The sequence below is a fragment of the Hymenobacter artigasi genome (assembly GCF_012275535.1).
In the GTDB taxonomy this organism is placed as follows: domain Bacteria; phylum Bacteroidota; class Bacteroidia; order Cytophagales; family Hymenobacteraceae; genus Hymenobacter; species Hymenobacter artigasi.
In genome coordinates this window covers 694210-719622 of sequence record NZ_JAAVTK010000001.1, presented here as the reverse complement: position 1 = coordinate 719622, position 25413 = coordinate 694210, and the positions used below count along the sequence as shown (strand labels likewise).

24 protein-coding genes are annotated in these 25413 nt (G+C 59.5%); 18 read left to right on the top strand and 6 right to left on the bottom strand.

Annotated elements, in window-relative coordinates; genetic code table 11:
- Nucleotides 1-35 precede the first annotated feature (35 nt).
- Both HBN54_RS02900 and HBN54_RS02895 read left to right on the top strand, forming a co-directional pair.
- The gene (locus HBN54_RS02900; protein ID WP_317170160.1) at nucleotides 36-698 is read left to right on the top strand and encodes a rhomboid family intramembrane serine protease; all 663 of its coding nucleotides are present in this window, start codon (nucleotides 36-38) and stop codon (nucleotides 696-698) included.
- Nucleotides 699-799: 101 nt separating this feature from the next.
- Complete coding sequence (locus tag HBN54_RS02895; RefSeq protein ID WP_235955350.1) at nucleotides 800-1069, top strand: PLD nuclease N-terminal domain-containing protein; 270 nt, start codon at nucleotides 800-802, stop codon at nucleotides 1067-1069.
- 82 nt (nucleotides 1070-1151) lie between these two features.
- Here HBN54_RS02895 and HBN54_RS02890 read toward each other — a convergent pair whose 3' ends face one another.
- Nucleotides 1152-1772, bottom strand: a complete 621-nt coding sequence (locus HBN54_RS02890) for a hypothetical protein (RefSeq protein WP_168671625.1) — start codon at nucleotides 1770-1772, stop codon at nucleotides 1152-1154.
- A gap of 130 nt (nucleotides 1773-1902) precedes the next feature.
- On the opposite strand from HBN54_RS02890, the gene HBN54_RS02885 reads away from it, so the two are divergent.
- Together HBN54_RS02885 and HBN54_RS02880 are read left to right on the top strand one after the other, a co-directional pair.
- On the top strand, nucleotides 1903-2754 hold the full coding sequence (locus HBN54_RS02885) for a glycerophosphodiester phosphodiesterase family protein (protein WP_168671624.1): 852 nt from the start codon (nucleotides 1903-1905) through the stop codon (nucleotides 2752-2754).
- Between the two features lie 270 nt (nucleotides 2755-3024).
- On the top strand, nucleotides 3025-3411 hold the full coding sequence (locus tag HBN54_RS02880) for a transcriptional regulator (RefSeq protein ID WP_168671623.1): 387 nt from the start codon (nucleotides 3025-3027) through the stop codon (nucleotides 3409-3411).
- A 616-nt stretch (nucleotides 3412-4027) separates the two neighbouring features.
- Here the strand turns inward: HBN54_RS02880 and HBN54_RS02875 are convergent.
- Complete coding sequence (locus HBN54_RS02875) at nucleotides 4028-4339, bottom strand: DUF721 domain-containing protein (RefSeq protein WP_168671622.1); 312 nt, start codon at nucleotides 4337-4339, stop codon at nucleotides 4028-4030.
- 72 nt (nucleotides 4340-4411) lie between these two features.
- Nucleotides 4412-5527 carry a DNA replication/repair protein RecF gene (gene recF / locus HBN54_RS02870; protein ID WP_168671621.1) on the bottom strand — a complete coding sequence of 372 codons (1116 nt, stop codon included), beginning with the start codon at nucleotides 5525-5527 and terminating at the stop codon, nucleotides 4412-4414.
- A gap of 293 nt (nucleotides 5528-5820) precedes the next feature.
- On the opposite strand from recF, the gene pdhA reads away from it, so the two are divergent.
- The 12 genes from pdhA (at nucleotide 5821) to recJ (ending at nucleotide 20547) form a co-directional block, all read left to right on the top strand.
- The gene (pdhA, locus tag HBN54_RS02865; protein WP_168671771.1) at nucleotides 5821-6783 is read left to right on the top strand and encodes a pyruvate dehydrogenase (acetyl-transferring) E1 component subunit alpha; all 963 of its coding nucleotides are present in this window, start codon (nucleotides 5821-5823) and stop codon (nucleotides 6781-6783) included.
- Between the two features lie 117 nt (nucleotides 6784-6900).
- Nucleotides 6901-7677 (top strand): tetratricopeptide repeat protein, encoded by a 777-nt coding sequence (locus HBN54_RS02860; RefSeq protein ID WP_168671620.1) that lies wholly within the window; start codon nucleotides 6901-6903, stop codon nucleotides 7675-7677.
- 194 nt (nucleotides 7678-7871) lie between these two features.
- Nucleotides 7872-8348, top strand: a complete 477-nt coding sequence (gene ribH, locus HBN54_RS02855; RefSeq protein ID WP_168671619.1) for a 6,7-dimethyl-8-ribityllumazine synthase — start codon at nucleotides 7872-7874, stop codon at nucleotides 8346-8348.
- Nucleotides 8349-8535: 187 nt separating this feature from the next.
- Complete coding sequence (locus tag HBN54_RS02850) at nucleotides 8536-8919, top strand: TraR/DksA family transcriptional regulator (RefSeq protein WP_168671618.1); 384 nt, start codon at nucleotides 8536-8538, stop codon at nucleotides 8917-8919.
- Between the two features lie 153 nt (nucleotides 8920-9072).
- A complete protein-coding gene (locus tag HBN54_RS23180) occupies nucleotides 9073-11082 on the top strand; it encodes a pseudouridine synthase (protein ID WP_210427910.1) in 2010 nt (669 codons plus the stop codon).
- Between the two features lie 74 nt (nucleotides 11083-11156).
- Complete coding sequence (locus HBN54_RS02840; protein ID WP_168671617.1) at nucleotides 11157-11897, top strand: type III pantothenate kinase; 741 nt, start codon at nucleotides 11157-11159, stop codon at nucleotides 11895-11897.
- A complete protein-coding gene (locus tag HBN54_RS02835; RefSeq protein WP_168671616.1) occupies nucleotides 11884-13215 on the top strand; it encodes a hypothetical protein in 1332 nt (443 codons plus the stop codon). The genes HBN54_RS02840 and HBN54_RS02835 overlap by 14 nt, the downstream gene beginning before the upstream one ends.
- A gap of 26 nt (nucleotides 13216-13241) precedes the next feature.
- Entirely contained in the window at nucleotides 13242-13811 is a 570-nt protein-coding gene (gene lptC / locus HBN54_RS02830; protein WP_317170159.1) for an LPS export ABC transporter periplasmic protein LptC, read from the top strand.
- Nucleotides 13812-13833: 22 nt separating this feature from the next.
- Nucleotides 13834-14097 (top strand): hypothetical protein, encoded by a 264-nt coding sequence (locus HBN54_RS02825; protein ID WP_168671615.1) that lies wholly within the window; start codon nucleotides 13834-13836, stop codon nucleotides 14095-14097.
- Between the two features lie 238 nt (nucleotides 14098-14335).
- Nucleotides 14336-16462, top strand: coding sequence for a SurA N-terminal domain-containing protein (locus HBN54_RS02820; protein WP_168671614.1), 2127 nt, complete (start codon nucleotides 14336-14338; stop codon nucleotides 16460-16462).
- A 192-nt stretch (nucleotides 16463-16654) separates the two neighbouring features.
- Nucleotides 16655-18481: a tetratricopeptide repeat protein gene (locus HBN54_RS02815; RefSeq protein WP_168671613.1), complete on the top strand. Its 1827-nt coding sequence runs from the start codon at nucleotides 16655-16657 to the stop codon at nucleotides 18479-18481.
- Nucleotides 18482-18807: 326 nt separating this feature from the next.
- Nucleotides 18808-20547, top strand: coding sequence for a single-stranded-DNA-specific exonuclease RecJ (recJ, locus tag HBN54_RS02810; RefSeq protein WP_168671612.1), 1740 nt, complete (start codon nucleotides 18808-18810; stop codon nucleotides 20545-20547).
- Between the two features lie 188 nt (nucleotides 20548-20735).
- Here recJ and HBN54_RS02805 read toward each other — a convergent pair whose 3' ends face one another.
- Both HBN54_RS02805 and HBN54_RS02800 read right to left on the bottom strand, forming a co-directional pair.
- Nucleotides 20736-21146, bottom strand: coding sequence for a DUF4332 domain-containing protein (locus HBN54_RS02805; protein WP_168671611.1), 411 nt, complete (start codon nucleotides 21144-21146; stop codon nucleotides 20736-20738).
- 492 nt (nucleotides 21147-21638) lie between these two features.
- Nucleotides 21639-22001, bottom strand: a complete 363-nt coding sequence (locus HBN54_RS02800) for a DoxX family protein (protein ID WP_168671610.1) — start codon at nucleotides 21999-22001, stop codon at nucleotides 21639-21641.
- Between the two features lie 178 nt (nucleotides 22002-22179).
- Between HBN54_RS02800 and HBN54_RS02795 the strand changes: the two genes are divergently transcribed.
- A complete protein-coding gene (locus HBN54_RS02795; protein ID WP_168671609.1) occupies nucleotides 22180-23340 on the top strand; it encodes an acyl-CoA dehydrogenase in 1161 nt (386 codons plus the stop codon).
- A 158-nt stretch (nucleotides 23341-23498) separates the two neighbouring features.
- Nucleotides 23499-24425, top strand: coding sequence for a helix-turn-helix domain-containing protein (locus HBN54_RS02790; RefSeq protein ID WP_168671608.1), 927 nt, complete (start codon nucleotides 23499-23501; stop codon nucleotides 24423-24425).
- A gap of 86 nt (nucleotides 24426-24511) precedes the next feature.
- Here HBN54_RS02790 and HBN54_RS02785 read toward each other — a convergent pair whose 3' ends face one another.
- The gene (locus HBN54_RS02785; protein ID WP_168671607.1) at nucleotides 24512-25300 is read right to left on the bottom strand and encodes a RodZ family helix-turn-helix domain-containing protein; all 789 of its coding nucleotides are present in this window, start codon (nucleotides 25298-25300) and stop codon (nucleotides 24512-24514) included.
- Nucleotides 25301-25413 lie beyond the last annotated feature (113 nt).

Here is a 25413-nt window from a genome sequence, read left to right as displayed (position 1 = left end):
AAGCTAAAGCATGTGCTATATCCCCCCTCTTATTCGTGTTCAACCCCATCCTCATTCTCGTCGGCCTCACGGTCCTCGTTTCCGCTTACGCCTGGTCCAACCACGACCTCATGGAATCGTGGATACTGCGGCCCTACCGCATGGCCCGCGACAATAGCCAGTGGTACCGCTTCCTCACCTCCGGCTTTCTGCACGCCGACTGGGGCCACCTGCTCTTCAACATGATTGCCTTCTACTCCTTCGGCGGGCTCGTGCTGAGTGTGCTGGCCAACGGCACCGGCGCACCCGGCCTCGATGGCTTCGGGGCCGTGGGCGGCATCTGGCGCTTTCTGCTGCTCTACCTGGGCGGCATCGTGGTGTCCGATATCCCCACCTACTTCCGCCACCGCGACGACCGCGACTACGGCAGCCTCGGGGCCTCGGGCGGCGTGGCCTCCGTGCTCTTCGCCGGCGTCATCTACTCGCCCCTGAATAAAATCTACATGATGTTTATCCCGGTGGGCATTCCCGGCTTCATCTTCGGCTTCCTCTACCTGGCCTATTCCTACTACCAGGGTCGCCGCCGGGGCGACAACATCAACCACGATGCCCACTTCTACGGGGCCATCTACGGCGTGGTCCTCACGCTACTCTTCATGCCGGCCGCCGGAATGGAGTTTGTGCGCCAAATAGGCGGTTTTATTGGGTTAAACAACTGATTTATAATTAGTTAATATCAAAGAAGTCGTATTTGTATATCTTATTCTGAAATCCTTGCGTAATGGGGGCAATACACTCTTTCACCTTGCTTCCCTGTCTCATGCAAACCCTTCGTCACTACGCCTCCCGCTTGCCACTCGTCGCGCTCATGCTGCCACTGATGCTGGTAGCCACTTCCTGCAGCCGCTACAACGACAATGGCAGCCTTTCCATTGCTGGAGTCATCTACCTCATCCTGGCCATTGCCGCTATCATCAGCCTGCTCAAGCAGGACTGGAGCGTTACCAAAAAAATAATCTGGGGCGTAGTCATCTGGTTCTTCCCCATTGGCGGTTCCATCATCTACTTCCTGTTCTCAGGCCGGAAATAACCTGTCTCAGACCAAAACGCAAAGAGCCCCGGCCAATGACTGGCCGGGGCTCTTTGCGTTTCACTGCTATGAGGTAGCTGGGCTAGTTCAGCAGCCGCTTCTTCTCCAGCCGTGCCACGCCACGCAGCAGCTCGGCGCTATTCGTTATCTGCGTTATCTGCCAATGGTCGCCCAGGCGGCGCATCTTCACTTCCACCACCATCGTGGTATCGTATTTGGGCTGCGTCACCTCCAGGCCCACGAAAGCATTGTCGCCCTCCTCCCGGGTGTATTTGATGCCCTTGAACTCGCTGTCCGGGCTCACAATTTTGCTGGCCAGGCCCGTGAGCGATACGCTGACCGTGCGCTTCGGCGCGGCGGCTGCGGCCGCCTCCAGCGAGCCCGTTTCTACGTAGCGCTGCACTTCCTGGTGGGCGGCTTTGGCCAGGGCGGGCTTTAGCAGGCGCATGGCTCCGCCCATCATCAGGCTGCCGCCAGGCATCAGCGAAGTCAGGGCCGAGCTCTGTTGGGCCACGTCATCCACAAGGTGGCTGGTCACGCTGCTTACATCAACGTACTTCTCAAACATCGCCATGTCGTGTGTCTGCACTGCGGCAGCGGCCGAAACCAATGCCCCACTCGGCCCTTGCTTCAGGTTTCGGTAGTAATAATACCCGCCGGCTGCCAGAGCCAGTAACACAACAAGTAGCAGTAGTTTTTTCATGGATTCGTAAGCGGTTAAGTTGAGCTGCAAAATTACCCCAAACCACGTAGCCAACACCGCCCGCCGTGCGCGGCCCGCGCAGGCAGCGCCCAACGCGGCACTCTTCAGTTTCACATCACCCCTCCACACTATGCCTGCCCTCTCTCATTCCCGCATTCCGGAGCTTCATGGCCATCGCGGCTGCCGCGGCCTGCGCCCCGAGAACACCTTGCCTTCCTTCCTGCACGCCCTCGCGCTGGGCGTCGATGTGCTGGAAATGGATGTCGTCATCTCGGCCGACCACCAGGTTGTCATTTCCCATGAGCCCTGGCTCAATCCTGCCATTTGCCTCGACCCGGAGGGCCAGACCATCGAAAGCAGCCCCACCCCGCGCTTCAACCTCTACCAGATGCCCTATGCCACCATTCGCCAATGCGACTGCGGCCTGCGGCGTCATCCGGCCTTCCCCGAGCAGGTTTCGGAGCCAGCCCACAAGCCCTTGCTCCGCGAAGTACTGGCGGCTGCCAAGGCCGTAGCACGACCCGCCGGCCGCCCACTAATCCGCTACGCCATTGAAATAAAAAGCGCCCCAGACGGGGATAATGTCTTCCACCCAGCCCCCGACTACTTCCTGTCCCTGGTCCTGGCCGAAATCAACAGAGCCCGGGTTTCAGCCCGTGCCACTGTGCTCTGCTTTGACCCGCGCATTCTCCGGCTTGCGCATCAGCACCAGCCGGACCTGGCCACCTGCCTCCTCCTCGAAGCCGACCAGCCCTGGCTTGCCAGCATTCAGGCGCTAGGCTTTGTGCCCACCACATTGGGTCCCGATTTCGCTACTGTTACAGCCGCATCCGTGCAACAGTTGCGGAGCCTGTACCCAAGCCTGCGGCTTGTCCCCTGGACCGTAAACCAGCCGGCCGATATGATGCAGTTAATCGCCCTCGGCGTGGACGGTATCACTACCGACTACCCCGACCGGTTTCTGGCCCTAACAATCGGGTAGCGCTATGCCGGCAGGCCGCATTTTGTACCGGGCTTGTGCTGTATCGTTCGGATTGGATATCTGCCTGTTGTATCAAGCATGATTTGTGCCCATGTTACAGTTGTAAATTGTAACGTGTAACAATCACCAACTGTATCAATTTTTTGTAACGATGTAACACTGTTCTATGAACAAAATAAGATTGTTACAAGTGTAATTTTTGTTTCACTGTATTTGTTTAATCGGCTTTTATTTAACATATTTACATAAGCGTTACGTAACACCTTTTCTATGCCACATCAGGGCGAAATCCTTCAGGATGCCATCAAAAACAGCGGTATTTCAATCACTCGTATCGTAGAAGAGTTGGGTATTACACGCCCGACTATCTACCGTAAATTCAAGGATGAAACGGTTGATTACAGCTTTGTAAAGAAAGTTGGTGATATAATCAATTGCGATTTTTCAGCTGAATTTACTGCGTTACAACAGGCTGATTCATTAATTGTAACGCCAGTTGTTAAGACAGCTGTTGCAAATACTGTTACACCTCGTGTGATACAGACGCTTAATACCGACCCTGACCACTCTAAACAGCTATTAGCGCTTCAGATTAAGTACATAGCCCTCCTTGAAGCTTATAATGAGCTCTTGCTAAAAGTGTATGGCCCGAAGTAACAAAAACGTTCCACGTGAAACATTTTTGTTTTAACAACTTCTTTTGTAGTTCGATACAGGGGCACTGTCGGAACAGAAGGGTAGGGGTAGCCCTGGGAGAAAATAGCCGTCTGCTGAACCTGAATTGCTGTATTTAACTGATTCACGATAGGCCAGCACCTGTATTTCTGTGGGGGTATAGAGGTGTGATGCTTCGCTTCCCCCTGCGTCGGAGTCGTCAAACGAAGAGCCGCGAAGTATGGTGCCTCTACATGCCGTGTAGCTTTGGATAGCGCGCTAAACGCTGCTCCCATTGTGAGTGTTCTCCATGGCCCCGACTGGCCGAGCCCATTAAACAAATTGCCAGCAGGGTAGGGGGGCAAGTCAGTCAGCATCTTGCCGGCAGACAACCGCTCGCTCGGCCAGGCTGAATCGCTAAACTGCTACGGTTTCTTAAAGTATATGGCGAGTGCAGAACTACCCCTTCACTATCTGCCAAGGGGCGGACAGTTTTCGGAATTACAGCTTGCTCGTCGCGCAATGGATTACGAACATCTGGTGGGATATGTGAGGTGCACATTGTGGCACCTCTATCGCAATCCAGAAACCCGCAATAAATGATAGGGTGGGTGGAGGGCTAAAGGAAGATGACTTCCGTTACGACTTTCTCCCCGACCTCCGCATTAATGAGTTCGGCCACGCGGGTCTTGGCCATGAGCAGCTCATGCTTGAGCGGTGCGGAACTGAGGCGCACAAACAGCCGGCCTTTATTAACGTACACCTCCTGGGTCTTCAACGCCACTGCCTTTCCCATTACCCGCTCCCAGCTCGATACCACCGTTACCTCGTTGAGCTTGCCCTGAAGCCGGTATGCCCGAACCAATGCTTCGAGGCCTTCCTTGAGCGGAATGATATCGCCGGAGCGGGAGAAAGCGGAAGGTTTTTTCACGAGGGTTTAGAGCAAAGTCAGCCAGCGGAAAGATGCCGGTTGAGCAGCCACAAAGGTACTGCCACCCGCTGCCTAAACGGGTGCCACGGTACCATTCTGCACCCGAAACCTAAGGATGGGGACAGTTACCCGCGCCAGGGCCTGGTCGGTGCGTTCCAGGTTGGTATCGGTCAGAAAAACCTGGCCGAAGGTTTCGTCGGCCACCAGCTCCAGCAGGCGGGCAATGCGCTTGTCATCGAGGCGGTCGAATATATCATCGAGCAGGAGCAGGGGCTTGTTGTGCTGCTTGGCCGCCAGCAGCTCAAACTGGGCCAGCTTAAGGGCAATGGCAAACGACTTCTGCTGGCCCTGGGAGGCGTAGCTTTTCACAGGCAGCTCATTCATCAGAAACACAAAGTCGTCGCGGTGCGCGCCCACGGTGCTGCGTTGCAGTACGAAGTCCTTGCGCTCATTCAGGCGCAGCAGCTGAGCAAAGTCGGCCCCCACCAGCTGGCTCTTATAAGTAAGCATCACCTGCTCACGGCCGTCGGCCAGTTGCTCGTAGTGCCGCTGAAAGATGGGGAGATAGTCAATAAGAAAAGCCTCGCGCAGCGCCGTGAGCTGTTGGCCCAACGGGGCCAGCTGCTCATCGAGCGCCAGCAGGTAGTCGCGGTCGAAGCCGTGGGCGTTGCTGTACCCGCCTTGCTTGAGCACGACATTGCGCTGGCGCAGCAAGGAGTTGTAGGAGATGAGCTGCTCCAGAAACGCGTGGTCGAGCTGCGCCATGAGGCTGTCGAAATACTTGCGGCGCTCTTCGCTGCCCTGGCGAATAAGGTCGGTATCATAGGGCGAGATAAGCACGGCAGGGTAGCGGCCAATGTGGTCGGCCATGCGCTCATAGGGCTGCTTATCGTGGGTAACAGTCTTTTTTTGCCCCTGGCGCAGGCTCACCTGGATGGTTTCTTTGTCAGGCGTCGTATTTGAAGAAAAAATACCCTTAACTACAAAGAAATCAGCATCTTGCTTAATGCAAAGGGCGTCGGAAGCCGTGATGGCGCTTTTGGTCAGCGACAGGTAATGAATGGCATCTAATAAGTTGGTTTTGCCGCTCCCATTATCACCGATGAAGCAATTGAGGCCGGGCGATAAACGAAGCGCGGCGTCGTCGTAATTTTTAAAAAAAAGAAGCTGGAGGGAGTCAAGAGTCATAAGGTGCGGATTTGCCAGCAGTTTTACGTAATTTCGCCCTCCCAACGCGAATTAATTCTTTCCTTAACTGTGCTATGGCGGATACGAAAGTAAAAGCTGCTTCTAAAAAACCGACGGCCCCGAAGGCTACCAATGGTTCAGCCGCCAAAGCTGCCAAAGGAAAGAGCAACGGTGTAATCACCGCGCCCCAGCCCGAAGCCCTCCTGCCCGGAACCGATAAGCCCACTGCGGCTGCTTCGGGTTCTGCTACGACTGTGCCCGCCTCCACGGCTACGTTTCCGAAGGAAACATACATGCAGTGGTACGAGCAAATGCAGCTCATGCGCAAGTTTGAGGACAAGGCCGGACAGCTCTATGGTCAGCAAAAAATCAAAGGCTTCTGCCACCTCTACATCGGCCAAGAGGCTTGCGTAGCGGGTGCCGTGTCGGCTTTGGAAAAAGGCGACAAGTACATCACCGCCTACCGCGACCACGCCCATCCGCTGGCGCTGGGCACCTCGCCCAATGCCGTGATGGCCGAGCTGTTTGCCAAAGCCACCGGCTGCTCGAAAGGCAAGGGCGGCTCGATGCACATGTTCGATAAGGAAGTTGGTTTCATGGGTGGCCACGGCATCGTGGGTGCCCAGGTGCCAATGGGCGCGGGCATTGCCTTCGCCGAAAAATATAACAAGACGGGCAAGCTCTGCATCTGCTCGATGGGCGATGGCGCGGTGCGCCAGGGTGCCCTGCACGAGGCCTTCAACATGGCCATGCTGTGGAAGCTGCCGGTCATCTTCGTGATTGAGAACAACGGCTACGCCATGGGCACGTCGGTGGCCCGCACCTCAAACGTGACGGACCTCTACAAGATTGGCCTGAGCTACGACATGCCTTCCGAGCCCGTGAACGGCATGCGCGTAGAAGATGTGCACGAGGCCGTGGCCCGCGCCGCTGAGCGCGCCCGCGCCGGCGAAGGCCCCACGCTGCTCGAGTTCAAGACCTACCGCTACAAGGGCCACTCAATGAGCGACCCCGCCAAGTACCGCACCAAAGAGGAGCTGGAGGACTACCGCCACCGCGATGCTATCGAAGGCGTGCGCCACACCATCCTCACGAACAACATGGCAACGGAGGCCGACCTCGAAGCCATTGATGAGCGCATCAAAGCCGAAGTACAGGCTTCGGTGGAGTTCGCCGAAAATTCGCCCTACCCCACGCCCGACGAATTGTACAAGGACGTGTACGTGCAGGCCGACTATCCCTACATCCACGACTAAACCGAAATAGCTGTCAGCTTATAGCTGTTAGCCATTAGCTTTCACAGCCGCCGACAATCCTGTTTTTTTAAATAAAAAGCTAGCAGCTGACAGCTAATAGCTAGCAGCTTCTTTTATATGTCGAAGATTCCCTACACTGGCAAGAGCCAGCAGGCCCGCCAGGGGCAAGCAAACCAGCCGACCAACGTGCCCGCCGACCCGCTGGCCCCGGCTGAAGAATTTGTTCCGTCCGAAAACCCGCTGCTGGAAGACCCGGACGCCCTGGCTGCCCGCCTGGCCGAGTCCGAGGATTTTGTGCGCAACAACCGCAGCCTGCTGCTGGGCATTCTGGCCGTGGTGGTGTTGGCCGTGGTGGGAGGCTTTGGCTACTACACTTGGCGCAACCAGCAGGACTCGAAGGCCCAGGCCAGCATGTTCCGCGCTGTGAACAACTGGGAGGCCGACTCGCTCAGCAAAGCTATCAAAGGCGACGGCAAGGCTCCCGGCCTGACCACCGTGGCCAACGAGTACGGCAGCACGAAGGCCGGCAACCTCGCCAACTTCTACGCCGGCGTGGCTTCCCTGAAGCAGGGCAAGTTTAAGGAAGCCCTCGACTTTCTCGAAGACTTCAGCTCTGATGACTACCTGGTGCAAAGCCGCGCCTACTCGCTGATGGGCGATGCGCAGTTGGAGCTGAACAAGCCCAAGGAAGCCGCTGACCTCTACGCCAAAGCCGCCGACCACAACGCCAATGAGTTTTTCTCGCCCGGCTATTTGTTGAAAGAAGGCACGGCCCGCGAGCTGGCCAAAGACGACGAAGGTGCGGTGAAAGCCTACGACCGCATCATCACCGATTACCCCACGGCCCAGGAAGTGGCGGAAGCCCGCCAGTACAAGGCCAAGCTGGAAAAATAAATCACTGATTTTTGCGGATTAGCCGTGATTTCGCTGATTATTATTGCGCTTCCCCAAACTTTGGGGAAGCGCAATTTTTTTAAGTAGCATTGAAAAGTAAAGGAAAGGCCCTTTCACAAGGCACAGACGGTCGACGCGGGCAGTGGCCATATAAATCTGTGTAATCACGGTTAATTAGCGAGAATCAGCGATTTATGGCGACTTCCCTTCAACACCTGAGCGAATACGACGCTTCTGCATTCATCGACATCAGCAACAAGCGGTTTGGGCTGGTAGTGTCCGACTGGAACCGCGAGATAACCGACGTGCTCAGCACCGGGGCCTACGACACGCTGCTAAAGCACGGGGCCTTGGCCGATAATATTTACCGCAACAGCGTGCCCGGTAGCTTTGAGCTGACCCTGGGCGCGCAGTTTCTGGCTCAGCATGAGGAGATTGATGCGGTTATTTGCCTGGGCGTGGTCATTCAGGGCGAAACCAAGCACGACGACTACATTTGCCATGCGGTGGCGCAAGGCATCACCCAGGTAGGCCTGAAGTTCAACAAGCCCGTGATTTTTGGGTTGGTGACCACCAATACCTTGGAGCAGGCCCTAGACCGGGCCGGCGGAAAGCACGGCAATAAGGGCGTAGAAGCCGCAGTGGCTGCTATCCAAATGCTAAGCTTTTAATATTGGGCGGAAAAGCGCGCCGAACCGCCTAACTTTGCACCCGCAAAAACAAGCATGCAAAGGGCTTGGAGAAGTGTTAATAACCGCTTTTCTAACGTGCCAAACCATTTAGCAGTCCCGGGCGTTGCGTGGTGACTGCTCCCGATAACTACCTAACATTCCTCAGCAGTCCTTTTTTCTCAATTCAATGAACGACGACAACATTCGCTATTCGCGGGAGGACTTGAATGAGTTCGACCAGATTATCCAGGAAAAACTGACAGCGGCCCGCAAGGAACTGTCTTTCATCAAAGAAACCCTGAACCGCAGCAACGAATCGGGTACCGACACTACGGCCTCATCGGCCAAAGTATTGGAAGATGGTGCCGAAACCGCTGAGAAGGAAAGCATGAACCAGCTGGCCTCGCGCCAGATGAAATTCATTCAGCAGCTCGAAAACGCGCAGATTCGCATCAAAAACGGCACTTACGGTGTGTGCATCGGCACCGGCAAGCTTATCCCCAAGGACCGCCTGCGGGCCGTGCCCCACACCCAGCATTCTATTGAAGCCAAAATGGCCCGGCGCGACTAAGCCGCCGCTTTTTTGGTAGTCGGTATTGAGTAGCCGGTAGTCAGAATTTTATTCGGGTTGATTTTGTTGACCCCTTTCTGACTACCGGCTTCTCAATACCGACTTCTTTTTTTAACCTGTACCGTAGCGATACGGCACGCAACTTTTCTCCCCATGGGCAAGAAACATTTTTCAGAAGATAAAGCGGACCGTCGCGGCGGCCGCAGTGCCGGCGGTCCCGGCGGCTTTGGTGGCGGTGCTGCCGGCCGGAGCGAGCGGCCCGGCGCAAGCCGGGGTGGCGAGCGCGGCAACGACCGTGGCAATTCCGGCGGCAACGGCCGTCCGGCTTCAAACGGTGCATTTGGCCGTCCCGCGACCAATGGCGCCTTCGGCCGCCCATCGGGCGGAGCCTTTGGCGGCGGCAGGAAATTTGACGGCGGTGGCGAGAAGCGCCCCTATGGCAGCAGCTACGGCGGCGGCGGTGGCGAGCGTCGCGAAGGCGGCAGCAGCTTCGGCGGCGGCAGCAAGAGCTTCGGCGGCGGCAAAAGCTTCGGCAACGACCGGCCTTTCGAGCGCCGCGACGAGCGGCCCCGATTGGGCAAAGAGCAGCGCACCGGCACCAGCTACGGCCGCAGCGCCGAGCCCCGCCCTGAGCGCGGCAGCTTCGGCGGCGACCGCGACCGTGGCGAGCAGCGTGGCCCCGCCACCGATGCCCGGCCCGTGCGCCCGTATCAGCCCAAAGAAAACTGGAATGGCCAGCCCTACCGCCGCGATGGCGAAAAGGCCGTGCCCCGGGGCGAGCCCGGCGAGCGTAACCGCAAATTCCAGAAGAGCAACCCTTACGAGCCGGCCGCCGACAGCACCCCGCGCGGCGGTGGCAGCTTCGGCCGCAGCACGCCCCGCGAAACGGAAAGCTTCGACCGCAGCGAAAGCCGCAGCGACGAGCGTGGCCCGAACCGGCCCATCCGCTCGGCCCGTCCGTTTGAGGCCAACCCGCCGCAGCCCCGCGAGGAGCGTGGCGAGCGCAATGAGCGCCGCGATGCCAACATTGAGCGCGCCGACGCCGGCAATGCCGACTACCGCGCCGACCAGGCTGCGTTTGGCCGCAAGTTTACGCCCGGCGCCTTTGGCCGCCGCGATGGTGCGCCGGCCGCTGGCCGCAGCACCGGCGAGCGCCCCGGTACCTACGAAAAGCGCAGCACCGAGCGCTGGACGCCCGCGCCCGGCAGCTTTGCCGAGCGCCGTGAGGCTTTGAAAGCGCAGGAACGTAGCGTGCGCCGTTCGGGCACGGGCTACGGGGCCAGCGTGGACAAGCCCCGCCCGGCCCGCCCCACCGTGCAGGAAAACCGCGCCGACAAGCCCCGCTTCGGCGAGCGCCCCGGCGAGGCGCCCGACTACAAAAACCTGAAGCACTACGAGCAGGACAAAACCCGTGGTAACAAGCGCCGCCGTGAAGAGGAAGATGATTCCAACACCGACGAGCTGCGCCTGAACCGCTACATCGCCAACGCGGGCATTTGCTCGCGCCGCGAGGCCGATGCCCTGATTGCCGCTGGCGAAATTAAAGTCAACGGCGAAGTGGTGACCGAGATGGGCTACAAAGTGCTGCCCGAGGACACCGTGCAGTACGGCAAGACCAACCTCAACCGTGAGAAGTCGGTGTACGTGCTGCTGAACAAGCCAAAGGACTTCATCACGACCACGGAAGACCCGGAGGGCCGCCGCACGGTGATGGACCTGGTGGCCAGCGCCTCGAAGGAGCGCATCTTCCCGGTGGGCCGGCTTGACCGTAATACCACCGGCCTGCTGCTCTTCACCAACGATGGCGAAGTAGCCCAGAAGCTTTCGCACCCCTCGCACAAGAACAAAAAAATCTACCAGGTAGAGCTGAGCCAGCCGCTGGCTGAGGAAGACCTGCGCAAGATTGCGGAAGGCCTGGAGCTGGAAGATGGCAAAGCCGAGGTAGACGATGTGGCCGTAGTGGCCGGCAACGCGCACTTCGTGGGCATAGAAATCCATATTGGCCGCAACCGCATCGTGCGCCGCATTTTTGAGCACCTCGGCTACGAAGTGGTGGCCCTGGACCGTGTGCAGTACGCCGGCCTCACCAAGAAGGACCTGCCGCGTGGCAAATGGCGCTTCCTGAGTGAGCAGGAGGTAATTCGCATGAAATACTTCCTGTAGGAATTTATCGGACAACCGGATATAGAACGTCATGCTGAGTACAGCATGACGTTCTTTTATTCAACCCCAACCTAATGCGGACATTGGTTCTGGACATTGGCAATACGGCCGTGAAGGCGGGCAGCTTCGATGGCCCGCTGCTGCGTGAAATGGTGGCCGGCCTCACGCCGGCATCGGTGCGGGAACTGGTGCTGCGCTGGCAGCCATTACACGTCATCGTGGCCTCGGTGGCAGAGGCGGCGGTGCTGGCCGTGGAGGAATTGCAGGATTTGGTGCCGGGCCAGGTGCTGGGCTTTAGCCCGGGCACTACGCCCGTGCCGCTGCGCAATGCCTACGCCACGCCCCACACGCTGGGGGCCGACCGGCTGGCGGCCGCCGTGGGTGCCGCCGGACTGCGGCCCGGCCAGCACACCCTCATCATCGACGCGGGCACCGCCCTGAAATTCGACCTCGTGACGGCCGACGGCACCTACCACGGCGGCAGCATTGCGCCGGGGCTGGCCATGCGGCTGCGGGCGCTGCACGCCTTCACGGGGCGGCTGCCGCTGCTGGAATTACCCACTCCCGATGCAACGATTCCGCTGGTGGGCGACTCCACTACCGGGAGCCTGCTGAGCGGCGTAGTGAATGGCACGGTGGCCGAAATAACGGGCTTAATGGCTCGTTATCAGCAGCAATACCCCGGTATTGGGGTGTTGCTGACCGGGGGCGACGCGGCGTTTCTGGCAGCGCGGCTCCCGGCTCGTATCTTTGTAGTGCCCGAGCTGGTGCTGCTTGGTCTTAATCGGATTCTAGTTTATCATGTTGACAAATAAAGAGATGAAGCGTTTGGTGCTGGCAAGCCTGGCGGTAGTAGTAGCGGGTGGCGCGCAGGCGCAGGGCCTCGGCAACTCGCCGTACTCGCGCATCGGGCTGGGCGAATACAACGCCAACACCGGCGGCGTGCGCCAGATGGGCATGGGCGGCGTTGGTCTGGCGGCCCCCAATTCCGTCAATGTGAATGAGTTGAACCCGGCCTTGCTGTACTACACGGGCCGCACTACGTTTGAGGCGGGCTACAACGGCCAGTATAAAACCGTGAAAAACGCCAGTGCCTCCAGCCGTAGCGGCAACGGCACGCTGGGCTATTTCGCGCTGTCGGTGCCGCTGAGCACGAAATGGGGCGCGGCTGTGGGCCTGAAACCCCTGAGCGCGGTCGATTACGAGTCGAACATCGTGAAGGACGTAGCCAACACGCCTACCGGGCAGCCGGCGCAGTCGCTTACGCAGCTGAAAGGCACGGGCGGGGTTTCGGAAGCCTATCTGGCCCAGGGGGTTCGCATCACCAAGGCCTTCACGCTGGGCTTCACCGCTTCGTACGTATTTGGCGTAGTGGATGAGACGGCCGGCACTACGGTGGTGGTTGCCAATAGCACCAATTCGCTGCAAAAAGCCGTGGACCGCACCCACACCCGCTACTCGGATTTTGCCTTCCGGGCTGGCGGGCACTACCGCCAGAAGTTGGGTAAGTCGCTGAACATGAACCTGGGCGGCGTGTACAGTTTCGCGCACAACCTGAACGGACAGCAAACCATTACCAAGGAAACCGAGGATACCAACGGTACCCTCATCAGCACGGCCACTACGGTGAGCGACGGCCGCGGCCGCACTTTCGTGCCCGCCCTGTCGCAGCTGGGCGTCAGCTTCGACAACGATAAGAACTGGAGCCTGAACCTGGATGTGGCGCAGCAGCAGTGGTCGAAATACCGCAGCTTCGACGGCACGGGGCCGGGCCTGAGCAATACCCTGCGCTTCGGGCTGGGTGGGGAAATTACGCCGGACCCGGGTTCGGTGGAGCACTACTTCCAGCGGGTGGCCTACCGGGCCGGTATTTCGCTGGCGCAGCTGCCGTACCAGCCGGGCGGCAAAATGCTCTACGACCGGTCGGTGAGCTGGGGCTTTGGTTTTCCGCTGCCCACGGCTACGCCGCTTGAGGCCACCACCATCAGCCTGGCCTTTACCTACGGCGTGCGCGGCAATACAGAGTTGCTGGGTGGCACCACGGGCAGCAGCAACGTGCAGGAAAACTACATCCGGGGCCAGCTGGGCGTCACGCTCAACAACCGCTGGTTCATCAAGCGCCGCCTGCAATAAGGCGGGCGTAACTAACCGATATTCAAGTGAAAGCATCGTGGCGTGTGGCAGGAGTGGGGGCGGTGCTGGCGCTGGCTGGCTGCGACAAAAAAGCCGCCACCGGCCCCATGCAGGTCTACACCGGCCCGCTGATGGAAACTACCAACGTGCTGACGCTGATAAGCGACTCGGCCAAGCTGAAGTTTCAGTTGACGGCCCCGGTGGAGCAGCAGTTCGAGAATGGCGACATTATCTGGCCCAAGGGAATGTTGCTCACGTTCTACTCGGCCGATGGCAGGAAGACCGTCATCAACACGCTGAAGGCGGATTACGGCAAGTCGGATAAGGGCAAAAATCTCTACACCATGCGCGGCAAGGTACACGTCATGAACGTGCCCGAGCAGCAGAATCTGGACACCGAAGAGCTGTTTTACGACAAGACCAAGCAGCTGATTTACACCGATTCGGCCATGTTCGTGAAAGTCACCACGCCCACCGAATACCTGACGGGCTACGGCCTGAAGGCCAACCAGAATTTCTCGCGCTACAAGATTACCCGGCCCACCGGCGTGTTTGCCGCGCCGCAGGCCGTGGCCGCGCCGCAGCCGGCGCGCTAACGGCTACTTAAACAGCAATCCCATGAAATTCGACAAAGACCTGTTGCGCACCGTGCTCTTCGCCGTGGGCGTGGTGGCCATGGTAATTGGCATTTACCAGACGCTGCTGTTCAACGACCTGATGCGCAACTACTGGATTTTTATGGTGGCCATGGCCTGCTGGATGCCATTGCTCTACTGGCGGCAGCAGGAGCGGCTGGAAGCAAAAATTGCCGAGCAAAAAGAGAAGCTGGCCCAGCAGGCCCGCGCCAAAACCCCGGCCAAATCGACCAAAAAACGCCGTTAGACCAGCTTTGGGCCCAAATGTGGCCTTGGCCGGCGGGGCACCGCAATCGGTTGGGAAGGTTTGAGCGAAGACTTTAAAAACCGTAAAACTTTGATTGCCGGCCAAATTCTGGTTATTTTGCGCCTCTTTTGACCAACTACAATAGTTGTCGGTTACTCGTGGTTTGTTGTCAGTTAGTGCTGAATGACTGCTTCGAGACTGACAACGGACAACTAAATAACGGACAACTACTACCTAAATGGCTTTAATTAACACGATTCGGGAAAAATCTGGCTGGGCGGTAGGCACCGTGGCCGTCGGGATGCTGCTCTTCATTGTGGGTGGCGACCTGGTGGGCGGCAAAAACAAGCTCTTCGGCGGCAACGACCAGACCGTGGGTGAGGTAGCCGGCAAGAAAGTAGAGCTGGCTGACTACAACAACGCCCTGGAGCAGGCCAAGCAGGCGTTCATCGCCCAGCAGCAGCGCCAGCCGGATGACCAGGCCATGGGCTACCTGCGCGACCAAGCCTGGAACCAGACCATTTACCGCATGGCTTTCCGGCCGGAGTGGGACAAACTGGGCCTGACCGTGAGCGACGACGAATTGGTGGACATGGTGCAGGGCGACAACATCAGCCCCGGCATCAAGCAAGCCTTTACCGACCAGAAAACGGGTCAGTTCGACAAAGCCCGCTTGGTGGAGTACCTGAAAAACCTCGACAAGCTGCCCCCCGAAAACCAGGCCGCCTGGCATAATTTCGAAGACAACCTGCCCGCCGAGCGCCTCGCCAACAAGTACAACGCCCTGCTGAAAAACTCGGTGTACGTGACTACGGCCGAAGCCAAACGTTTCGACGCCAGCCAGAACACCAAGGAAACGGTGAAGTACCTGTTCGTGCCCTACGGCAGCATCTCCGACTCGGCCGTGAAAGTGACCGATGCGCAGCTGCAGGCCTACCTCGACAAGAACAAGGGTAAGTATAAAGTAGAAGACGGCCGCTCGGTGGAGTACATCACCGTGCCGGTGGTGGCCTCGAAGGAGGACAGCGCCGCCGTGAAAACCTCGATGGGCGAATTCGCCACGCAGTTTGCGGCGGCCCCGGTCGACTCGCTGTTTGTGATGCAGAACTCGGAGCAGCCCTACAACAAGGCGTTCCGCAGCCCCGCCGACCTGCCCGAGGAGCTCCGCAAGCAGCTGCCCCTGGCCGCTGGCAAAATCTACGGCCCGTATGCCGAAAACGGCACTTACTCGTTGTATAAGGTAACCGGCACCAGCACCGGCAAAGAGCCCGCTGCCCGCGCCAGCCACATCCTCATCAAGGCCGATGGCACCACGCCCGAAGCCAAAGCCGCCGCGAAAGCCAAGGCTCAGGACCTGCTGAACAAAATCAAGGGCGGGGCCGACTTCGCAGCCATGGCCCGCCAGTTTGGCACCGACGGCACCAAGGAGCAGGGCGGCGACCTCGGCTGGTTTGGCAAAGGCCGGATGGTACCGGAGTTTGAGAAGGCCATTTTTGGCGCTACGGGCACTGGCCTGCTGCCCAACGTGGTAGAAACTTCGTTCGGCTACCACATCATTAAAGTAACCGCCGCGCCTACCAATCAGACCTACCAGGTAGCCGAGGTGAAGAAGACCATTGCCCCGAGCGACGCCACCCGCGAAGCCGCTTACGCCAAGGCGCAGGAGCTGAAAGGCGAGGCTACCGACCTGGCTAGCTTCCGCGCCCTGACCACCAAAGACAAGACCCTGCAAAAGCAGGAAGCCAAAAACCTGGACCGTGGCGCCCGCAGCGTAAACAACCTGCAAAACGCCCGCGAGCTGGTGCGCTGGGCCTTCGGCTTCAGCCCGAACGGCTCCGAAACCAAGGTGGGCGACATCTCGGAGGTGTACGAAATGGGTGACCAGTACGTCATTGCCGCCCTCACCGACGAGCGCGCCAAGGGCACGGCTACCATTGCCAACCTGAAGCCCGAGCTGTCGGCCATGGTGCGCAACGAGGAGAAAGCCCAGCAAATCATCGCCAAGCTGCCCAAGACCGGCAGTCTGGAGGAAATGGCCACCAAATACGGCCCCACCGCCCAGGTAGGCACCGCCGAGAACGTGATTCTCGGTCAGGGCAGCATTGCCAACATCGGCTTCGAGCCGCTGGCCGTGGGCAAAGCCTACGCGCTGAAGCCCGGCCAGAAGTCGGCCCCAATTCAGGGCGAGCAGGGCGTGCTCGTGGTTGAGCCCGTGAGCGTATCCGAGCCGCAGGTGGCCAACACCAACCTGAAGGCCGTGCAGCAGCAGCTGGCGCAACAGCGCGCCCAGCAGCAGGACGGCAAGATTTACGAGGCCGTGAAGGCCCACGCCAACGTGAAAGACAACCGCACGAAGTTTTTCTAGGTCGTCAATCCGCGCGTTTGAAAAGGGCCGTACCTTCGAGGGCGGCCCTTTTTCGTTTTTCGGGTAAGCGTTTTTTGGGGCCGGGCCGGTGCTTCGACTTTGAACGAAGCAGCCGTGGTCCGGCGTTTTGGAGCTGGCCGCTGGCGGTGCTTTGCCGGCCCGCTATTGCTTCGTGAATCGACTTTTGAATCTATGCGTTCGTCTTCCTTCCTCGTTGCTGCGGCACTTCTGCTGACTTTGCCCGCGCACGCGCAGCCCTCCAAAGGCTGGGCCCCCGTGAGCAACACCGCCCTGGCCCAGGACTATGCCCGCCGGGGCGAGCATGAGAAAGTGGTTTTTCTGTTTGAAAAGCTGCCGCTGGAAGAACAGACCAGTCTGGCCACCTTCCCGGTCTACATCGCGTCGCTGCAGGCTTTGAAGCGCTACAAGGATGCCGAAAAACTGGCCAAAAAAGCCATAAAGCTGCGCCCGGACGATGCCACGCTCGGCGTAGCGCTGGGCGGCGCCTATCAGGCGGCCGGGGATAAGTCAGCAGCCGAAAAGCAGTGGCAGAAAGTGCTGGCCCAGCTCGCGCCCACGCAGGTGCAGCCGGTGGCGGCCGAATTCAGCCGCCGCGAGCTGTCCGAATGGACCGAGCGCACCTACCTGCGCGGCCGTGCCCTGGCCAAAAACGACACCGAGTACGCCCCGCAGCTCATCCAGCTCTACACCCAGGCCGGCGACCAGCCCAAAGTGCTGGCCGAAACCCTGCGCCTGATAGCCCAGGACGACCGGCAGCTGCCCTACGTGCGCAACATGCTGCAAAACGCCCTGCACGAGGAAAAAGACTTCGACGCGCTGGAAAAACAGCTGATTACCGCCATCCAAGAGCACCCCGAACAGTCGGCTTACAGCGAGCTGCTGCTGTGGCTGCAGATGCAGCGCCGTGACTTTGGTGGGGCGCTGGTGCAGGCCCGCGCCCTGGACCGCCGTAGCCGTAGCGAGGGCGTGCGGGTACTGGAGCTGGCCGCCATCGCGCAGCAGAACAAGGACTACGAAACGGCCATCGAAGGCTTTGCATATGTGGTGAAAGAGTACCGCAACGGTCCGTACTACAACGGGGCCCGGCAGCGCCTACTGCAAGCCCGCGAAGCCCAGGTGCGCGAAACCTACCCCGTAGACCAGACCAAAGTACGCGCCCTGGTAACCGAATACGAGCAGCTGCTCACCGAGCTGGGCCGCACGCCCGATACCGCCCCCGTGCTCCGCAACCTGGCCAACCTCTACGCCTTCCAACTGAATGACCGCGCCAAGGCCATGACGCTGCTCCAGCAGGTAATCGACATGCCCCGCGCCAGCGACGAGGTAGTGGACGAAGCCAAAATCACGCTGGGCGACCTCTACATTTTGAAAGGCGAGCCCTGGGAGGCCACGCTGCTTTACTCGCAGGTCGAAAAGTCGCATAAAGACTCGCCGCTGGGCTACGAAGCTAAGCTGCGCAACGCCCGTCTGAGCTACTATGCAGGTGATTTTAAGCTGGCCCAAAGCCACCTCGACATCCTGAAAGAAGCCACCACCCGCGAAATTGCCAACGACGCCATGCAGCTCTCGCTGCTGATTCAGGACAACACCGTGGAGGATACGCTGGGCCTGGGGCTAAAAGCCTACGCCGCCGTAGAGCAGCTGGTGTTCCAAAACAAGATTCCGGAGGCCATCAAAGGCCTGGATGCACTGCTGGAGCGCTTCCCCGGCCATTCGCTGGCCGATGACACGTACTACCTGAAAGCGCAGCTCCAGCGCCGCACCGGCGACTTCCCCGGCGCCATTGCCACGCTGGAGCGCATCACCGCCAACCCCAAAACCGACGTGTTGAGCGACGACGCACTATACTTGCTGGCCCGCATTCAGGAAGAAGACGTGAAGGACAAGGGTAAGGCCCAGGAGCTTTACAACCAGGTGATTACCAAGTTTCCCGGCAGCATTTACGTGGCCGAGGCCCGCAAGCGCTTCCGCAAGCTGCGCGGCGATGGGGTGCAGTAGTATTTAGGGCAGGAGGGTGTGGGGGTAGGAGGGTAGGAGGTGTAAAAAGGAGGGGAAAGGGTTGCAAAGCAAACTCATACCCCCACACCCTCCTACCTCCATACCCTAAAAAAACCTATCCTAAAAACACGAACATCAGCGCCAGGGCCAGGATAAACACCCCGTACATCAGTACATCGGTTCCGATGTACTGGCGGTATTGGCGGTAGAAATCTCGGAGCTTTTTCATGGTGCGCGGGGATGGCAAAACGAAGGGCGAAGGTACGGCCGCCGGCGTGGGGGAGGGGTTTGGTCGTACTTTTGGACCCATTTTGACGAAGTATCCGATGCCCGTATCTGCTAGTAAACGCTGGAATTACATCCCCGACCCCGACCCTGCCCAGGTCCATAGCCTCACCCAGGCCCTCTTCATTGCCCCCGAGATAGCCGCCCTGCTGGTGCAGCGCGGCATTGCCACGCCCGAAGCCGCCGCCGCCTTCTTCCACCCCGACCTGCGCCAACTGCCCAACCCGCTGCTGATGCGCGACATGGACCGCGCCGTGGCCCGGCTGGCCCACGCCCTGCAAGCCGGCGAGAAAGTGCTGGTGCTGGGCGACTACGACGTGGACGGCATCACGTCGGTGGCCACGGTGATGAGCTACCTCACGCCGCTATTCGGCGTGGAGCGGCTGCGCGACTACATCCCCGACCGCTACACCGAGGGCTACGGCATCTCGCACAAGGCCATTGATACGGCCGCCGATAACGGTTTTGCCCTCATCATCGCGCTCGATTGCGGCATCAAAGCCGTAGAGCAGGTGGCTTACGCCAGCAGCCGGGGCGTCGATTTCATCATCTGCGACCACCACCTGCCCGGCGACGAGCTGCCGGTCGCCGTGGCCGTGCTCGACCCTAAGCGAGCCGACTGCGAGTACCCGTACAAAGAGCTTTCGGGCTGCGGCGTGGGCTTCAAGCTGATGCAGGCGCTGGGCGAGCATTTGGGCTTGCCCCAGGCCCCCCTGCATGATTTGCTGGATTTGGTGACGGTCAGCATTGCCGCCGACATCGTGCCCATCACCGGCGAAAACCGCATTCTGGCCTCCTACGGCCTGCGGCGCTTCAACGAAGATGCCCACTTGCTGCGTCCCGGCCTGGCTGCCCTACGCGAGCTGGCCACCCTGCGCGAAGGCCCGTTGGGCATCAGCAGCCTGATATTCGGCTTTGCACCGCGCATCAATGCCGCCGGGCGCATGGGCGATGCCCGCCGCGCCGTAGCCATGCTGCTGGCCCCCGACCAGCAGGAAGCCCGCTACACCGCCGAAGTGGTGGACCAGATGAACCAGCAGCGGCGCGGCTCCGACCAGCACACCACCCAGGAAGCACTGGATATGATTGCCGGCGACCCCACGCTGCAAAATGCCCGCGCCACCGTGCTCTACAAGGCCGACTGGCACCAGGGCGTGCTCGGCATCGTGGCCTCGCGCTGCCTCGACCAATACTACCGCCCCACCGTCATTCTCACGCAGCGCGACGGCAAGGCCACCGGCTCGGCCCGCTCCGTGGCGGGGTTCGACGTGCACGAAGCCCTGGAATCCTGCTCGGCCCTGCTCGACCAGTTTGGCGGGCACCGCGCCGCCGCCGGCCTCACCCTGAAGGTGGAGAATGTGCCCGCCTTCCAGCGCCAGTTCGAGCAGGTGGTGGCCGATACGCTGACCACCGAGCACCTGGTACGGCCCGTGGAGATAGCCGCCGTGCTGCCCCTGAGCCGCATCACCGAGGAATTCTTCGGGGAGCTGCGCCGCATGGAGCCTTTCGGACCCGGCAACCCCAACCCCGTGTTTGCCTCGCAGCGGCTGGTGGCCGTGCCGCACAGCGCCCGCGTGGTGGGGCAGGGCCACCTCAAGCTGCGCCTGGCCCTGGCCGACGTGCAGGGCCCGGCCGTGGATGCCATCGGCTTTGGCCTGGCCGACTACCTGCCCGAGATTGAGCAGGGCCGGCCCTTCAGCGCCTGCTACACCGTGGAGCTGAACGAGTACCGGGGCCAGCGTAGCGTGCAGCTACGCCTGCTGGACGTGCGCTGGGAGTAAGTTTGATGCACGAGTGAATACCCGGCTTCGTCTCACGGGTACAGGTCGCCGGTAATGCGCCACAATCAGCTGGCTCCCCCTCTCCTGTGGAGAGGGGCTGGGGGTGAGGTGCCGGCCGGGTCGTTTCAAACACAAAAAAAGCTGCCTTGCGAACAAGGCAGCTGGCAGCTTTTTGCAAACGGAAAGGGTTAGCGGTAAGCTACTTCCGGCTCCATGGTTTTGGCGTGGTTCACCATGTCGACCACCTTCATCATGTCGGGCACCATGTTCACGAAGTGATGCTCGTGGTTGGTGGACACCAGCTTGCTGTGCAGACTAAAAGGCGAACGGCCGCGCAGGTCCAGCAGGGTGGTAATGCCGACTTCTTCGAGCAAGCCGGTCAGCTCGGGGTCCAGGCCGTCGACGCGGGAAAGGTCGGCGTAGTTGACCCACTTAAATAGATTGATTTCCTGGATGCCGGTGGCCTTGGCCAGGGCACGGCGAGCGGCGGGCGTGCGGCCTGCGCTTAGCAGCGCATCGGCGGTGGTAATGCCCTGCTCTTTCAGCTTTTTTACTTGGGCGTTGGGGATACTCGTAATCTCATTGATTTGATATTGCATTATGATTGATTAGGTGAAAAATTGTTTATATCTGATACAAAGGTACGAAAAATATATCAAAAATGCAAATTTAATGCTAAATTGGCAAGGTATAGTGCCATTCCAATGCTTGCAAACGGCCCAATAAGCCCCTAGCTCCCAGGGGCTTAGGGCAAGGTGTTTTCGAAGGGAAAAAAGCCGTCGAAAAATGAGCTAATGCGTTGTTTTTCATCGAAAAACCAACGAGCATGGCCGAGCAGCCCGGCCTGTCGGGCGGGTGCGGAGGACCATCCGGATGATGAGCTGCTGCTACTGGCCGGCCGGGCGGGGGCGGAAGAAGTAGCTCCTCTGCTGCCCCCCTTTATAGACCAGCGAAACCGGCGAGAAAATGTAGCGCAGATAATCGCCGCGCACGAACAGCCAGCAACAGAACCATGAGGCCTGGAAGGAAATTATTTGCGTTTGTCAACATACAGCAAATGGTAGAAAATGCGCCCGCAATATAGGCTGGCACTACTTCTGGTGCATTACCCGCCACACCCACCACAGTAGCGGCAGCTGCAAGGGCAGGCGGCCCCAGGCTAGCCAGCCAGGAATGTGCAGCTGCTCATGAATCAGGGCCATGTGCACATTGGCCGGAAACACGGCCACCAGCAGCGCCAGCAGGCCCCCGCCGGCCAGCCGCCGGGTCCGGGCCGGCAGCAGCCCCAGGCCGCCCAGCATTTCAAAAATGCCGCTCAGGTACACCAGGGCCAGTGGGGCTGGCAGCGCGGGCGGCATAATGGTCAGGTAAGTAGCCGGGTGCACAAAATGCCAGATGCCGGCCAGCGTGAATAATAGAGCCAGCGCGTAGCGGCTGAGGAGGCGAATGGTCATATCCGGGTAAAAGTCGTGCAAAAACTCCGGGCCGCTCCCGGAGGTTGTTTAGGCAGAAAGGCCAGAATCTTTTGTCGGCTAACAGCTGTTAGGGGGGCTGAGTGTAACCGTTCACCTTGTCCGTCGTGCCCCAGGGCCGTACTTTTGCGCCGTTAAATCAATTATTCCCACCCCGCCCATGCAAACCGCCACATCCTCCAATATTTACCAACTCAATGAAGAGCAGCTGGCCGTGCGCGACGCTGCCCGCGACTTTGCCCAGAGCGAGCTGTGGGCCGGCGTAATCGAGCGCGACGAGCACCAGAAATTCCCCACCGCGCAAATCAAAAAGATGGGCGAGCTGGGTTTCATGGGCATGATGGTGAGCCCCGAGTACGGCGGCTCCGGCCTCGACACCGTGAGCTACGTGCTGGCGATGGAGGAAATCAGCAAGGTTGATGCTTCGTGTTCGGTTATCATGAGCGTGAACAACTCGCTGGTGTGCTGGGGCCTGGAGCAGTACGGCACCGAAGAGCAGAAGCAGAAATACCTGCCCCGCCTGTGCTCGGGCGAAATTATTGGCGCCTTTGCCCTGAGCGAGCCCGAAGCCGGCTCCGACGCCACCAGCCAGCGCACCACCGCCGAGGACATGGGCGACCATTACCTCCTCAACGGTACCAAAAACTGGATTACCAACGGCACCACCGCCTCGGTTTACCTCGTTATTGCCCAAACCAACCCCGAGCTGAAGTCGCGTGGCATCAACGTCCTCATCGTGGACAAGGACATGCCCGGCTTCATCCAGGGCCCTAAGGAGAACAAGCTCGGCATTCGCGGCTCCGACACCTGCTCGCTCATGTTTACCGATGTGAAGGTGCCCAAGGAAAACCGTATCGGGGCCGACGGCTTCGGCTTCAAGTTTGCCATGCAGGTGCTGGCCGGCGGCCGCATCGGCATTGCGGCGCAGGCGCTGGGCATTGCCTCCGGCTCGCTGGAGCTCAGCCTGAAATACGCCAAGGAGCGCAAGGCCTTTGGCGTGCCGATTTCGCAGCATCAGGCCATTCAGTTTAAGCTGGCCGACATGGCGACCAACGTAGATGCGGCCCGCCTGCTCTGCCTGCAAGCCGCCGCCGACAAGGACAACCACGCCGATTATGGCAAGTCGGGGGCCATGGCCAAGCTCTTCGCCTCCAAGGTTGCCATGGACTCGGCCGTAGAGGCCGTCCAGATTCATGGTGGCTACGGCTTTGTGAAGGAATACCACGTCGAGCGCTTCATGCGCGACGCCAAGATTACCCAGATTTACGAGGGTACTTCGGAAATTCAAAAAATTGTGATTTCGCGGGATATCCTCAAGTAAGGGGGGAATTGCCTAAAATTCAGATTCATTGCACAAAACCCAGCCACTATTTGGCTGGGTTTTTAGTTTTTGTGAATTTCAAGCTGTTATATTGCATTGCGGTAGCCACCCAGTTACCCCACCCGCATCCCTCAAGGCCCTCTCGGGCCACCTGAATTATGGAAGATTACAATAAAGTCATCGAGTCGTTGGGCGTTCGCTACATCAAGGCCAAAAACCTGGTGCTGCACCAGCCCTTCACCGTGCGCAATTCCTACGACGTCGGCAACAACCTGATTCTGCTCCACAAAGGCCACCTCACGTTTGGCGAAGAAACGATGGTGGTGGAGGAAGGCGAGATGCTGTTCATTCCCGGCGGCCGGCCCACCCGCGTGAGCTACGGCGAGGACACCAAAAACCGCGTCATCACCAACGATGACCTGATTTCGAACAAGGACAAGTTCTTCCATTCCAACGACAGCCTCGACCTCATCGGCGACGCCGAAGAAAGCCACAGCTTTGTGAGCTTCGAAGCCAAGGTGTTCGACTCGGTGAACTTCTTCGCCTCGCTCGACGTACCGGCTTTCCTCATCTCGGGCCAGGCCAAGCTGGCCAACTTGGTGATTAAGGTGGTGGAAGAGAGCATGCAGGACCTGCCCGGCCGCGAGCGCCTCATCAACATTTACACCGAGAACATTGTGGTGGAAGTGGTGCGCTACGTGCTGCGCAACAACATGTTTGTGGAGCAGCTGGCCACCAACAGCACCTACTTCAAAGACCCGCGCCTGATTGACCTGTTCAACTACATCAAGGAGAACTTGGGCGGCGACCTCTCCAACAAAGTGCTGAGCGGCGTAGCCAACGTGAGCGAGGACTACGTGGGCCAGTATTTCAAGATGCTGACCAATATCAACCCGCAGGACTACATCGAATACCAGCGCATGGAGCGCGCCGTATTCCTGCTGCGTACGACAAAGAAAAGCATCCGCGACATCGGCAAGGAAGTGGGCTATAAGGACACCGCCTATTTCTGCCGCCGCTTCAAGATGATGTTCGGCATTCCGGCCGGCAAGATGCGCCGCCGCGAGTCGGCCATGAATATCTAAGCCGCCTTTCTGCCGTTGAGGCAATGGCAAAAAAAATCCCCGCTTCGATGAGAAGCGGGGATTTTTTTATTTAGTGGCCAGCGAGCCTATTCGATGCTGCGGAAGCCGTCTTCCTTCGAGTGGGAGCTGCGGTCGGAAGCCTGCGCGCCGTGGTCGGTGTGGGCCGAGGCGCTGGGGCTGCTCTCATTGCGGCCGCTGCCCGAGTGGATGCCGGTGTTGCCGGACGACTTGGAGTCGCTGGCATCGCTGCTAGGACTGCCGAAGCGCTTGCCGCTGGCGTATGGCGAGCCGCTGTCGGAGCGGCCGGTGGTGCCGGCGGCCGGGCGGCGGCTGGTGGATGCGTCGGGAGCCTGGTAGCCATATTTGCTGCGGCCATAGCCGGCATCGCGCTGGCGGCCGTAGTTATAGGAGCTGCTTTCGCTGCTGCCGGACTTGCCCTTGCGGGTAGCCAGCCAGGCAACGCCACCGGCCAGAATAGCGCCGCCCACTACTTTCTGGGTCGTGCTGAGGCCGTTGACTTTATCGAGGGCACGGGTGCCGAGGTCTTTGAGCGACTGCGGCAGCTGGTTCACGCTGTCGAGCACGCCGGAGTCCTCAATCCACTTCTTGCCGCTGTTCAGGGCCGTATCAACCAGGGAGCCGGTCTGGTCGTTGGTTTGCTGGCCTTCGCCCTGGCGGTTGTCGCCGGCGTTGGCCGTAGTTTGGTTCTGCGCGTCGGGAGTAGGGGAGGAGCTTTGGGCGCTGGGCGTGGGGGCCGATTTGCGCGAAGCGGCCGAAGCGCCGCTGGCAGTATCCGGCGTGGTGGCCGAAGATTGGGCGTTGCGTTCGGTGTTGGTCGGGTTCGAAGTTCCGAGCTGGTCTTTCTGGTTATCCATGATACTGAGACGGAAAGGGGAGTGGAGAGAAAAAAGCAAAGCCGGACACCGCAGTGCCCCAGGCGTTAGGTTTATTCGTAATCAGCTCCCGGTTAGTTGCAATTCGCCGGTTT

Coding starts and splice junctions, on each gene's coding strand:
- HBN54_RS02895 (WP_235955350.1), top strand. CDS start 800: ATGCAAACCCTTCGTCACTACGCCTCCCGCTTGCCACTCGTCGCGCTC.
- HBN54_RS02890 (WP_168671625.1), bottom strand. CDS start 1,772: ATGAAAAAACTACTGCTACTTGTTGTGTTACTGGCTCTGGCAGCCGGC.
- HBN54_RS02885 (WP_168671624.1), top strand. CDS start 1,903: ATGCCTGCCCTCTCTCATTCCCGCATTCCGGAGCTTCATGGCCATCGC.
- HBN54_RS02880 (WP_168671623.1), top strand. CDS start 3,025: ATGCCACATCAGGGCGAAATCCTTCAGGATGCCATCAAAAACAGCGGT.
- recF (WP_168671621.1), bottom strand. CDS start 5,527: ATGACTCTTGACTCCCTCCAGCTTCTTTTTTTTAAAAATTACGACGAC.
- pdhA (WP_168671771.1), top strand. CDS start 5,821: ATGCAGTGGTACGAGCAAATGCAGCTCATGCGCAAGTTTGAGGACAAG.
- HBN54_RS02860 (WP_168671620.1), top strand. CDS start 6,901: ATGTCGAAGATTCCCTACACTGGCAAGAGCCAGCAGGCCCGCCAGGGG.
- ribH (WP_168671619.1), top strand. CDS start 7,872: ATGGCGACTTCCCTTCAACACCTGAGCGAATACGACGCTTCTGCATTC.
- HBN54_RS02850 (WP_168671618.1), top strand. CDS start 8,536: ATGAACGACGACAACATTCGCTATTCGCGGGAGGACTTGAATGAGTTC.
- HBN54_RS23180 (WP_210427910.1), top strand. CDS start 9,073: ATGGGCAAGAAACATTTTTCAGAAGATAAAGCGGACCGTCGCGGCGGC.
- HBN54_RS02840 (WP_168671617.1), top strand. CDS start 11,157: ATGCGGACATTGGTTCTGGACATTGGCAATACGGCCGTGAAGGCGGGC.
- HBN54_RS02835 (WP_168671616.1), top strand. CDS start 11,884: ATGTTGACAAATAAAGAGATGAAGCGTTTGGTGCTGGCAAGCCTGGCG.
- HBN54_RS02825 (WP_168671615.1), top strand. CDS start 13,834: ATGAAATTCGACAAAGACCTGTTGCGCACCGTGCTCTTCGCCGTGGGC.
- HBN54_RS02820 (WP_168671614.1), top strand. CDS start 14,336: ATGGCTTTAATTAACACGATTCGGGAAAAATCTGGCTGGGCGGTAGGC.
- HBN54_RS02815 (WP_168671613.1), top strand. CDS start 16,655: ATGCGTTCGTCTTCCTTCCTCGTTGCTGCGGCACTTCTGCTGACTTTG.
- recJ (WP_168671612.1), top strand. CDS start 18,808: ATGCCCGTATCTGCTAGTAAACGCTGGAATTACATCCCCGACCCCGAC.
- HBN54_RS02805 (WP_168671611.1), bottom strand. CDS start 21,146: ATGCAATATCAAATCAATGAGATTACGAGTATCCCCAACGCCCAAGTA.
- HBN54_RS02800 (WP_168671610.1), bottom strand. CDS start 22,001: ATGACCATTCGCCTCCTCAGCCGCTACGCGCTGGCTCTATTATTCACG.
- HBN54_RS02795 (WP_168671609.1), top strand. CDS start 22,180: ATGCAAACCGCCACATCCTCCAATATTTACCAACTCAATGAAGAGCAG.
- HBN54_RS02790 (WP_168671608.1), top strand. CDS start 23,499: ATGGAAGATTACAATAAAGTCATCGAGTCGTTGGGCGTTCGCTACATC.
- HBN54_RS02785 (WP_168671607.1), bottom strand. CDS start 25,300: ATGGATAACCAGAAAGACCAGCTCGGAACTTCGAACCCGACCAACACC.